Source organism: Clostridium sp. AF29-8BH (genome assembly GCF_003478145.1).
Taxonomy (GTDB): Bacteria; Bacillota; Clostridia; order Lachnospirales; family Lachnospiraceae; genus Otoolea; species Otoolea fessa.
On record NZ_QUEL01000005.1, the window covers coordinates 108,774 to 120,346 of the forward strand.

Sequence of the window (11,573 nt, forward strand, 5' to 3'; positions counted from 1 at the left end):
ATGAGTGGAGTAATGATGATGATAATCGCCATCGTTGTTCTGGGAGGAGCATACCTCCTGTACGGGCGTTATCTCCAGAATAAGTGGGGCATCGATCCGAATGCCAAAACTCCGGCATATGAGATGGAGGACGGTGTCGATTATGTACCGGCTGATACAAACGTTGTGTTTGGTCATCAGTTCGCGTCGATCGCCGGTGCGGGTCCGATCAATGGTCCGATCCAGGCGGCAATTTTTGGATGGCTTCCGGTCCTGCTTTGGATTTTAATCGGCGGCGTATTTTTCGGCGCCGTTCAGGATTTTGCATCCATGTATGCGTCTGTCAAAAATAAGGGACGTACAATCGGATACATCATCGAAGAGTACATTGGAAAATTAGGAAAGAAATTATTTCTTTTATTCTGCTGGCTGTTCTGTATTCTGGTTGTCGCAGCGTTTGCAGACGTTGTAGCGGGAACATTTAAGGGATTTACGGTCGATGAGGCAGGTGCTGTCACAAAGATAGCGGCAAATGGAGCCGTTGCAACTACTTCTATGTTATTTATCATCGAGGCAGTTGCACTTGGATATTTCCTCAAATATACCAAATTCAACAAATGGATCAACACAGCCGTCGCTATCTTATTACTGGTGGCAGCGATCGCGCTGGGACTGAATTTCCCGGTCTATGTCGATCTTGGAACCTGGCATATTATTATCTTTGTGTACATTCTGATTGCCAGTGTCGCTCCGGTATGGGCGCTGCTTCAGCCGCGTGATTATCTGAACAGCTATCTGCTGATCTTTATGATCGTCGGTGCAGTTATCGGTGTATTTGTGGCCAATCCGGCATGTAATTTGAAACCGTTTACAAGCTTTAATGTAAATGGACAGTATATGTTCCCGATTTTATTTGTAACGATTGCCTGTGGCGCAGTTTCCGGTTTCCATTCTCTGGTATCTTCCGGTACTGCATCTAAACAGATCAAAAATGAAAAGAACATGCTTCCGGTTTCGTTTGGCGCAATGCTGATGGAGAGTATGCTTGCTATCATCGCACTGATTGCAGTTGCTTCCTTTGCAGATGGCGAGGCAGCAGCACAGGGACTTACCACCCAGCCGCAGATTTTTGCAGGCGCGATCGCAAACTTTCTTTCCGTAGTTGGTCTGCCGCATTCGCTTGTATTTACATTAATCAACCTGGCGGTATCTGCATTTGCACTGACTTCCCTGGATTCGGTTGCCCGGGTAGGACGTCTGTCGTTCCAGGAATTTTTCATGGATTCGGACACAGACGAGGAAAATATGAGCCCGTTTGTAAAAGTAGTAACCAATAAATATTTTGCAACCATCATCACACTGGTACTCGCGTACCTGCTTACCAAGGTCGGCTATGCAGAGATCTGGCCGTTATTCGGTTCTGCAAACCAGCTGTTATCGGTACTTGCTCTTGTAGCTTGTGCAGTATTCTTAAAGAAAACCAAGCGTCAGGGCTGGATGCTCTGGGTGCCGATGCTGTTCATGATGGCAGTTACCTTTACTGCACTGAGCATGACCATCATAAAGCTCACAAACGCATTTATGACGAGCGGTCTGGATCTGGGAAATACACTGCAGCTTGTATTTGCAGTGCTGCTGTTAATCCTGGGTGTATTAGTAGCAATTCAGGGTATCAAGAAACTGCTTGAAAAAGCGGATAAGTAAAAATAATAAGTGAAAATAAAATGTAGATGAGGTCCATCAGGGACAGCCGTTACGTTTTGTATGTATGATAGCAAAGAGAGGATGTCTGTATTCAAAAGAACAGATGTCTTCTCTTTTTCATTCTAAGCCCCTTTGTTCAATAGATGGAAATAAGTAGTCATAATTCCCCTTCTTTCCACATAAAATAAAAAAAGAAAATAGAAAAAGATCAAAAATCCATGGAAAACCTCTGTCCCAAATTACAAAAATATGATATTATTATAAGATAATGGGCGAACTTTCGAATTTATTCCGTAAATTATTCTGAATAAAGGTGGGATCTGGATGAATATCAGAGAAACGATCGAAAAATGGGAACAGGAAACCCTGAGTCCGTATGCGTCGCTGAGTGCGAATACACGGGGACGGGAGCGGAAAGAACCGCTCTGCGACATCCGGCCAGAGTATCAGCGCGATCGCGACCGTATTCTGCACAGCAAATCGTTCCGGCGTCTGAAACAGAAAACGCAGGTTTTTCTGGCGCCGGAGGGCGACCATTACCGGACGCGCCTGACGCACACGCTGGAAGTATCGCAGATAGCGCGCACGATCGCGAAAGCGCTGCGGCTGAATGAGTCTCTGGCGGAGGCGATCGCGCTGGGGCACGATCTGGGACATACGCCGTTTGGTCATTCGGGGGAGGCGGTGCTCAACCGGCTCTGCAGCGAGGGGTTCGCGCATTATCAGCAGAGTGTCCGTATTGTGGAGGTGCTGGAGCAGAAGGGGCAGGGGCTGAACCTGACCTGGGAGGTTCGCAACGGGATCCTGAACCACCGGACGAGCGGTCATCCGGCGACGCTGGAAGGGAATGTTGTGCGGCTTTCAGATAAAATTGCCTACATAAACCATGATATAGATGATGCGATCCGGGGAAAGATCATGAAGGAAGAGGATTTGCCGCGGGAGTACACGGACATTCTGGGAAACAGTGTGCATGAGCGGCTGAATATCATGATCCACGACATCATCGAGCACAGCCAGGACAAGCCGGAGGTGGCGATGTCACCGGAACGCGAGGAGGCGATGCACGGGCTGCGCCGCTGGATGTTTGACCATGTCTACCATGACGGGATTGCGAAAGCGGAGGAAGGGCGCGCACAGCAGATGATCGAGATGCTGTATGGATATTATATGGCGCATCCGGAGGAACTTCCGGAAGAATCCCACCGGATTATGGAGATGAGAAATGAGACGAAAGAGCGCGCGGTATGCGATTATATCGCGGGTATGACAGATATTTACGCGATTGACCGGTTTAAGGAATTGTTTATTCCGAAAGCCTGGAGCGTATAAGGAGGAAGAAATGTATTATCCGGAAGAGGTAATCGAGGAAGTCAGAATGCGTAGCGACATTGTGGATGTGATTTCCGGATACGTGAAGCTGCAGAAGAAGGGAAGCAACCTGTTTGGACTCTGCCCGTTTCATCATGAGAAATCGCCATCCTTTTCGGTGTCGCCGTCCAAGCAGATGTACCACTGCTTTGGCTGCGGTGTCAGCGGCAATGTGATTACGTTTGTGATGGAATATGAAAATTATTCATTCCGCGAGGCGGTTGAGATGCTGGCGGACCGTTCGGGCGTGAAACTGCCGAAGATGGAATATTCTAAAGAGGCAAAGGCGAAGGCGGACCGCAAGGCGGCGCTTCTGGAGATCAATAAGCTGGCAGCCAATTATTTTTATTACCAGCTCAAGCAGCCGCAGGGAAAGATAGGATATGATTATCTGGTAAAGCGGAAGCTGACGGATGAGACGATCCGGCGGTTCGGACTGGGATTTTCCAATAAAATCAGCGACGATCTGTACCGGTATCTGAAAAGCAAGGGCTATGAGGACGAGCTTTTAAAGGATACGGGGCTGGTGACGATCGAGGAGCGCGGCGCCAGGGACAAGTTCTGGAACCGTGTTATGTTTCCGATCATGGATGTCAACAGCCGGGTGATCGGGTTTGGCGGACGTGTCCTCGGGGACGGGGAACCGAAATACTTAAACTCACCGGAGACGATGCTGTTTGACAAAAGCCGGAATCTATACGGACTTAATTACGCGCGTACTTCGAGAAAGAAATATATGATGCTCTGCGAGGGCTACATGGATGTGATTTCCATGCATCAGGCGGGTTATACGAACGCGGTCGCATCGCTGGGAACGGCGCTGACCGAGCAGCATGCGGCGCTTCTGAAGCGGTATACGGATCAGGTCATTCTGACCTACGACAGCGATGGCGCGGGCGTCAAAGCGGCGCTGCGGGCGATTCCGATCCTCAAGCGGGCAGGAATTTCAACCAAGGTATTGAATATGCGTCCGTATAAGGATCCAGATGAATTTATGAAAAACCTGGGAGCAGAGGAGTTTGAAAAGCGGATCGGGACGGCTAGAAACAGCTTTCTCTATGAGATCGATGTGCTGAAAGCCGGTTTTGATATGGAAGATCCGGAGCAGAAGACGGCATTTTACAATCAGACGGCGCGCAAGCTGCTTGAATTTGGCGAGGCGCTGGAGCGGGATAATTATATACAGGCGGTTTCGAGGGAATACTTTATCAATTATGAAGATCTGCGGCGGCTGGTCAACCAGCTCGGAAGCCGGTATGGCGTCGGGGAGACGGCAGCAGGCGGATATGCGGGTCGCTATGGGGATTCATATAGAACCGGAAATACGACTGGTGCGGTACAAAACAGGGAGGTAGGCGGAAGCGTCGGCAGTGCCGGGGCAATGGCGGAAAACCGCGGTGCTGGAAATGCAGAGTTTCCGGGAAATGCGGGACCGGCGGTGAGACCGGTGGGCAGGAAGAAGGAGAAGGACGAGGGCATCCGCCGTTCAGAACGCCTGCTTCTTACATGGCTGATTGAAGAACCATCGCTGTATGCCCGGATCAAGGACATCATCGGACCGGAGGATTTTGTAAAACCACTTTATAAAGAAGCGGCAAAAGCTGTATTTGAGGGTCTGGAAGCTGGAAATGTCAATCCGGCGGCGATTTTGAACCGCTTTATCGACGACGAGGGCAATTATAAAGAAGTCGCGGCGCTTTTCAATGCAAGTCTGGAAGAATCCTTAAACAATGAGGAGCAGAAAAAGGCATTTGCGGAGACGGTGCGCCGGATCAAGAAGAACAGCCTCGACGATCAGATCCGGCGGGCGTCGGATTTGAATGAGCTGCAGCGGCTCATACGGGAACAGGCGGGATTGCCTTCGCTCGTAATTACGTTGGAGTGATTGCGGATTGGGAAAAATTGGGTTACTGTACACGGGTAGGCACTTTTGGAACCGAAAGTGCCATAAGAAAACGTGGTGGCAGCAGGAATTTGCCGTATTGAAATGCGAAGCCACGGCAAATTCCGTTACTGGACACGTATGCGTGTTCAGTAACAAAATTGGAAATGGTCGGGCAGATTCTGAGGATGGAAGGAAGGACGAACTATGGAAGAGAAAAAAGTTACATTTGAAGAAAAACTCACACAGCTTCTGGAATTGGCAAAAACAAAGAAAAATGTACTGGACAATAAAGAAATATTGAATTATTTCCATGGTGAGATACTGAGCCCGGAACAGCTCGATCGGATCTATGATTTTCTGGAAAATCATCATGTAGACGTTCTCCGGATGGATGACGATGAGGACATGGAGCCAGAACTTTTTGAAGACGGCGAGGAGGAGGAGCCGATCGACGTGGACAACCTGGATCTCAGCATCCCGGATGGCGTCAGCCTCGATGATCCAGTCCGGATGTATCTAAAAGAGATCGGAAAAGTGCCGCTGCTTTCCCCGGAAGAGGAGATTGAACTGGCGAAGCGGATGGAGCTGGGAGATGAAAATGCCAGAAAACGTCTGGCGGAGGCGAATCTGCGCCTGGTTGTCAGCATTGCGAAGCGCTATGTCGGCAGAGGCATGCAGTTCCTTGACCTGATTCAGGAAGGAAATCTGGGTCTTATCAAGGCGGTTGAAAAATATGATTATTCAAAAGGATTTAAGTTCAGCACCTATGCAACCTGGTGGATCCGTCAGGCGATCACGCGCGCGATCGCGGATCAGGCGCGGACGATCCGGATTCCGGTTCACATGGTGGAGACGATCAACCGTCTGATCCGGACTTCCAGACAGCTTTTACAGGAACTTGGACGGGAACCTACCCCGGAGGAGATCGCGGAAAAGATGGAGATGCCAGTTGAGCGTGTGCGGGAGATCATGAAGATTTCACAGGATCCGGTTTCCTTGGAGACACCGATCGGCGAGGAGGAAGACAGTCATCTGGGCGATTTCATTCAGGACGATCATGTGCAGGTTCCGGTCGATGCGGCAACCTATACATTGCTGCATGAACAGCTCATGGAAGTGCTCGATACGCTGACCGAGCGGGAGCAGAAGGTGCTGCGTCTGCGCTTTGGCCTGGACGACGGCAGACCGCGCACGCTCGAAGAGGTAGGACGGCAGTTCAATGTCACCCGCGAGCGGATCCGCCAGATCGAGGCGAAAGCGCTGCGGAAGCTGCGCCATCCGAGCCGGAGCAAAAAATTGAAGGATTATCTGGATGAATGATCTGGAAAGAAGAAATAAAAAGTAGAACACAGGAGAATAAATCATGCGGACAGAAGTAAAACTCTCGAAGCGTCTGGAACGGATCGCTTCTTTTGTACAGCCGGGCAGCCGGGTAGCAGATATCGGCACCGATCACGGTTATGTGCCGATCTGGCTGGTGCAGAAGGGCGTGTGCCCGTCGGCATTGGCGATGGATGTGCGGAAAGGCCCACTGGAGCGGGCGGAAGAACACGTGGAAGAGGTGGGGCTTTCCGGGAAAATTGAACTGCGCCTGTCAGACGGACTGGCAAAATTGAAGGCAGGCGAGGCAGACACAGTTGTGATCGCCGGAATGGGCGGAAAACTGACCTGCCGGATTCTGGAACAAGGACGCCATGTGTGGGAGAATTGGAGCGAGGGAAAAGAACGCCTGATTCTGTCGCCGCAGTCGGAGCAGGACGAAGTGCGTCATTTTCTGGAAGAACAGGGATTTTCGATTCTCCGGGAAGCGATGCTGACGGACGAGGGAAAATATTACATAGTGATAGAAGCGTCGCGAGGCACGATGCGGCCGGGGAGAGAGCAGGATTACCGTTTTGGAGCCGATTTGATCCGGAAGAAAGATCCAGTGCTGCTTGCGTATCTGGAGAAAGAAGAGAAGATGACGCGGCAGGTGCTGGCAGGGCTGACAGAAAATGATGCCCAGAACAAGAAGAAAACTTTAGAAGCCAGTGAAGCGGGAGAGGCGGCGATCAGCCGCCGAGCAGCGCGCATCAACGAACTGACCGCCTATCTGGCGCTGATAGAGGAGACGAGACATGAAATGCAGTGAGATTATCAAGATCCTGGAAACACTTTCGCCGCGCAGCATGGCATGTGACTGGGACAATCCGGGGCTTTTAGCGGGGCGCAGCGGGAAGGAAGTGAAGACGATCTTTCTGGCGGTGGACGCCACCGATTCTGTGATTGAGCAGGCAGAGCAGGCGGGGGCGGATATGATTTTGACGCACCATCCGCTTATTTTCAAAGGAATCAAGCAGGTGTCCGATCAGAATTTCATCGGCAGAAGAGCCTGCGGATGATTCAGGATGATATTTCCTACTATGCGATGCACACGAATTTCGACGCAGCGCCGGGCTGCATGGCAGATCTGGCGGCAAAGAAGCTGGGATTGACGGATTGTGAAGTTTTAGAGAAAATGGGAGAGACCGGAGACGGCACTTCCTACGGAATCGGATGCACTGGACGCTTCGAACAGCCGATGACGCTGCGGGCAACTGCCGAGCAGGTCAAGGAGGCATTTGGCCTGCCGTATGCGGCGGTCTTCGGTGAGCTGGACGGTGAGGCAGTGATTCAGAAAGCGGCGGTCTGCCCGGGCTCAGGAGGAAGCACGATGGGAGAGGCACTGGCAGCCGGGGCGCAGGTTTATATCACAGGAGATATCAGCCACCATGAAGGAATCGACGCGGTTGCACAGGGCATGGCGGTCATTGACGCCGGACATTATGGAATTGAACACATTTTTACAGAATTTATGGAGAAATATCTGATGAGGAAGCTGGGTGATGCCGTGAAGGTTGTGCGGGAGAAACCGGCGTTTCCAATCCAGATTGTTTAGGGAGGGGATTACATGCCGGAGGTACGGATTGGGAGTGAGATAAAAACATATCCGCAGGGAACCGCCTACGCGGAGATTGCGGAGGAATATCAGAAGAATTACGAGAATGATATTCTTCTGGTCTCGGTAAATGGACGGCTGCGGGAGCTGCATAAAACACTGCAGAAGGACTGCCAGATGGAATTTATCACAGCGGCAGATACGGCTGGCTATCTGGCATATCAGAGAAGTGCCGTCTTTCTGATGATGAAAGCCTTTCAGGATGTGGCAGGCAGGGAAAATGTGAAAAATATCACGGTCTGCTTTTCTGTTGAAAATGGTCTGTATGTGGAGGTGGAAGGCGGGGTAACACTCAGCCAGGAGCTGTTAGACCGTGTGAAAGAGGAGATGAAGCGCCTGTCTGAGCAGGATCTGCCGTTGCAGAAACGGAGTGAAAATACGGATGAGGCGATGGATCATTTCCAGGAGCAGGGCATGTATGACAAGGCGCGTTTGTTCAATTACCGGCGGGCGTCGCGGGTCAATGTTTACCGGCTTGGCGATTATGACGACTATTTCTACGGATATATGGTCATGAGCACCCGGTATCTCAAATATTTTGATTTACAGATGTACGAGGAAGGATTTATCCTGCGTCTGCCGAACAAGAAGCAGCCGAAGGCGATTCAGCCGTTCCATCCGCAGAAAAAACTGTTTGATGTCCAGCAGGAGGCGGAAAAGCTCGGTCACAAGCTCGGTGTGTTTGACGTGGGAACACTCAACGATACGATCGCGCGGGGGCGCATGAACGACCTGATTCTGATGCAGGAGGCGCTGCAGGAAAAGAAGATCGGAGATATTGCGGAGCAGATTTATGAGAGCGGACGCAAACTGATCATGATTGCAGGACCGTCCTCTTCGGGAAAAACGACCTTTTCACACCGTCTGTCGATTCAGCTCGCTGCGCTGGGAATGAAACCGCATCCGATCGCGGTGGACAATTATTTTGTCAACCGTGTGGACAGCCCGCGGGATGAAAATGGAAATTACGATTATGAGGCATTAAACTGCATCGATGTGAAACAGTTTAATGAAGATATGGAAGAACTTCTGGCGGGAAAACGCGTGGAACTGCCGGTTTACAACTTTGTCAAGGGCGAGCGCGAATATAAGGGCGATTTTTTGCAGCTTGGGGCGGAGGATATTCTGGTCATTGAGGGAATCCACTGCCTGAATGATGATTTGTCGTATTCACTGCCGCGTGATAAGAAATTTAAGATCTATATCAGTGCGCTGACCCAGTTAAATATCGACGATCACAACCGAGTTCCGACGACGGACGGACGTCTGATCCGGCGGATGGTCCGCGATGCGAGAACGCGCGGTGCGTCGGCACAGGACACGATCCGGATGTGGGATTCCGTCCGCCGGGGCGAGGAGCGGAATATTTTCCCGTATCAGGAAGAGGCAGATGCGATGTTCAACTCTGCGTTTTTATATGAGCTTTCGGTGCTCAAACAGTATGCGGAGCCGATCTTATATAGTGTTCCGCGTGATTCGGCGGAGTACAACGAGGCGAAGCGGCTGCTCAAATTTCTCGATTATTTTCTGGGTGTCAGCAGCGAACAGGTGCCGCACAATTCGATTGTGCGCGAATTTATCGGCGGAAGCTGTTTTAAAGTATGATTGACTGGACAAATGCCTGAAAATATGGTAGAGTTAAAATGTTTTGAGTAAGACAGATGGTCGCGGCTGCAGAACCGAAAGGCTGCAGGTGAGGAAAGTCCGGGCTTCACAGGGCAGGATGCCAGATAACGTCTGGTGGAGGCGACTCCAAGGACAGTGCAACAGAAATGTACCGCCCGGTTTACCGGGTAAGGGTGGAAGGGCAGTGTAAGAGACTACCGCCCGGCTGGTAACAGCCGGGGCACATGTAAACCCCATCCGAAGCAAGACCGAACAGAGAGCGCAAGGCGGCCCGTCTGCTCTCGGGTAGGTCGCTTGAGCCTGCTGGCGACAGCAGGACTAGATAGATGACCATTCAACGACATAACCCGGCTTACCGTTTTGCTCAAATCATTTAAGGGGGCTGTTGCCGAATGCAGATACCAGAGGGCGTCTTTATTCGGCAGCGGCTCTTTTTTCTATTTACATACAAATGAAAAGGGGGAAACTTTATGTTAGAAGGATTTGCATCACTCGTTGGTGTGATCAGCAACGTCATGTACAGTTATCTGCTGATTATCATGCTGCTGGCGGTCGGACTGTATTTCACACTCCGAAGCCGTTTCGTACAGCTCCGTCTGCTTCCGGAATCAATCCGGGTAGTCGGAGAGAAGACGGACAGCAACTCCGTATCCGCATTTCAGGCGTTGATGGTATCGACGGCGAGCCGTGTAGGCACAGGCAATATCGTAGGTGTAGCCAATGCGATCGCGATTGGCGGTTACGGCGCGGTGTTCTGGATGTGGTTGATTGCGATTGTGGGCGGCGCATCGGCATTTGTCGAGAGCACACTGGCGCAGATTTATAAGAAGCGCGACGCGTCCGGCGGAAGCTATGGCGGTCCGTCTTACTATATCGAGGCGGCGCTGAAGAACCGTGCGCTGGGTGTTATCTTCGCGATTGCCCTGATTGCTACTTATGCTGGCGGTTTCAATATGCTGGCGTCCTTTAACCTGATTGACAGTATGTCGAATTACGGTTTTTATCATCAGTTTATGATGGGGGACAAGAGCCTGGTTCCGATGATCGGCGGCGCCATTCTGGCGATTCTGGTCGGCATCTGTATCATGGGCGGCGGAAAACAGATTGTCCGCATTACCGGTGTGCTGGTTCCGTTTATGGGCGTTTTCTACATCTTGATGGCAGTTGCGGTCATGTTCTTAAACATCGGAAGACTACCGGAAGTGTTTGTCAATATCTTCTCCAATGCCTTTGATTTCAAGGCGATCTTCGGCGGATTCGCAGGTTCTGCCATGATGCAGGGAATTAAGAGAGGTCTGTATTCCAACGAGGCGGGTGTTGGTTCTGCACCGAACGCGGCGGCAGCAGCTAATGTCAGCCATCCGGTTAAGCAGGGACTGGTACAGATGCTTTCCGTCTTTATCGATACAATCCTCATCTGTACGGCAACAGCGATGATGTGCCTCTGCACCGGTATCGTTCCGTCCGAAGAACTGAAAGGCGCTCCGTTCGTACAGGAATCTTTGGGAACGGTATTTGGCGTGATTGGACCGTATTTCATTACATTTGCACTTCTTTTGTTTGCATTTACGACACTGCTCGGCAACCTGTTCTACTGTGAGGGATGTCTCAACTACATCGCACGCCGTACGCTGAAAAACAAAGAAATGAACGTGTTCCGCCTGTTTGCGGTAGTAGTTGTCTTCATCGGCGCACAGCTCCAGTTCGGTCTGGTATGGGATCTCGCGGATGTCCTCATGGGTATCATGGCGATCATCAACCTGCCGGTTATCGTGATTCTGGGAAATACAGCGCTCAAATGTCTGGATGATTACCTGGCGCAGAAAAAGGAAGGCAAGAATCCGTGCTTCAAGGCTGAGGGTATCGGGCTGGAAGGTAAGACAGAGTTCTGGAATTAAGATGTTCAAGGGTAGGCACTTTTGGAATCTATAATCTGGAAAATAATAAAAAGCCATGAAATCGCTTATGATCTGTAAATCTACAGAAAAGTCGTTCATGGCTTTTTTGATATTCATTTGATATATTCAGGAA

The 11,573-nt window shown here is 50.7% G+C and carries 7 protein-coding genes, 1 other RNA gene and 1 pseudogene; all 9 read left to right on the plus strand.

Features of this window, described 5'->3' with window-relative positions; genetic code table 11:
- The gene (locus DWZ16_RS05430) at positions 1-1,683 is read left to right on the plus strand and encodes a carbon starvation protein A (protein ID WP_118522419.1); all 1,683 of its coding nucleotides are present in this window, start codon (positions 1-3) and stop codon (positions 1,681-1,683) included.
- A gap of 324 nt (positions 1,684-2,007) precedes the next feature.
- Positions 2,008-3,015 (plus strand): deoxyguanosinetriphosphate triphosphohydrolase, encoded by a 1,008-nt coding sequence (locus tag DWZ16_RS05435; RefSeq protein WP_022359692.1) that lies wholly within the window; start codon positions 2,008-2,010, stop codon positions 3,013-3,015.
- A 10-nt stretch (positions 3,016-3,025) separates the two neighbouring features.
- Positions 3,026-4,939, plus strand: coding sequence for a DNA primase (gene dnaG / locus DWZ16_RS05440; RefSeq protein WP_118522420.1), 1,914 nt, complete (start codon positions 3,026-3,028; stop codon positions 4,937-4,939).
- 204 nt (positions 4,940-5,143) lie between these two features.
- Positions 5,144-6,259: an RNA polymerase sigma factor RpoD gene (gene rpoD / locus DWZ16_RS05445; protein ID WP_118522421.1), complete on the plus strand. Its 1,116-nt coding sequence runs from the start codon at positions 5,144-5,146 to the stop codon at positions 6,257-6,259.
- Positions 6,260-6,302: 43 nt separating this feature from the next.
- Positions 6,303-7,070: a tRNA (adenine(22)-N(1))-methyltransferase gene (locus DWZ16_RS05450; RefSeq protein ID WP_118522422.1), complete on the plus strand. Its 768-nt coding sequence runs from the start codon at positions 6,303-6,305 to the stop codon at positions 7,068-7,070.
- Positions 7,071-7,107: 37 nt separating this feature from the next.
- A pseudogene (locus DWZ16_RS05455) lies at positions 7,108-7,856 on the plus strand (Nif3-like dinuclear metal center hexameric protein).
- A 12-nt stretch (positions 7,857-7,868) separates the two neighbouring features.
- Complete coding sequence (locus DWZ16_RS05460) at positions 7,869-9,521, plus strand: nucleoside kinase (RefSeq protein WP_118522423.1); 1,653 nt, start codon at positions 7,869-7,871, stop codon at positions 9,519-9,521.
- A 44-nt stretch (positions 9,522-9,565) separates the two neighbouring features.
- Positions 9,566-9,913: RNase P RNA component class A (gene rnpB / locus DWZ16_RS05465), an RNA gene on the plus strand.
- 99 nt (positions 9,914-10,012) lie between these two features.
- Positions 10,013-11,440 (plus strand): alanine/glycine:cation symporter family protein, encoded by a 1,428-nt coding sequence (locus tag DWZ16_RS05470; protein ID WP_118522424.1) that lies wholly within the window; start codon positions 10,013-10,015, stop codon positions 11,438-11,440.
- Positions 11,441-11,573: the final 133 nt, after the last annotated feature.

Excerpts from the sequence above, each read along its gene's own strand:
- DWZ16_RS05470 (WP_118522424.1), top strand. The coding sequence starts at position 10,013 with ATGTTAGAAGGATTTGCATCACTCGTTGGTGTGATCAGCAACGTCATG.
- DWZ16_RS05430 (WP_118522419.1), top strand. The coding sequence starts at position 1 with ATGAGTGGAGTAATGATGATGATAATCGCCATCGTTGTTCTGGGAGGA.
- DWZ16_RS05450 (WP_118522422.1), top strand. The coding sequence starts at position 6,303 with ATGCGGACAGAAGTAAAACTCTCGAAGCGTCTGGAACGGATCGCTTCT.
- DWZ16_RS05435 (WP_022359692.1), top strand. The coding sequence starts at position 2,008 with ATGAATATCAGAGAAACGATCGAAAAATGGGAACAGGAAACCCTGAGT.
- dnaG (WP_118522420.1), top strand. The coding sequence starts at position 3,026 with ATGTATTATCCGGAAGAGGTAATCGAGGAAGTCAGAATGCGTAGCGAC.
- DWZ16_RS05460 (WP_118522423.1), top strand. The coding sequence starts at position 7,869 with ATGCCGGAGGTACGGATTGGGAGTGAGATAAAAACATATCCGCAGGGA.
- rpoD (WP_118522421.1), top strand. The coding sequence starts at position 5,144 with ATGGAAGAGAAAAAAGTTACATTTGAAGAAAAACTCACACAGCTTCTG.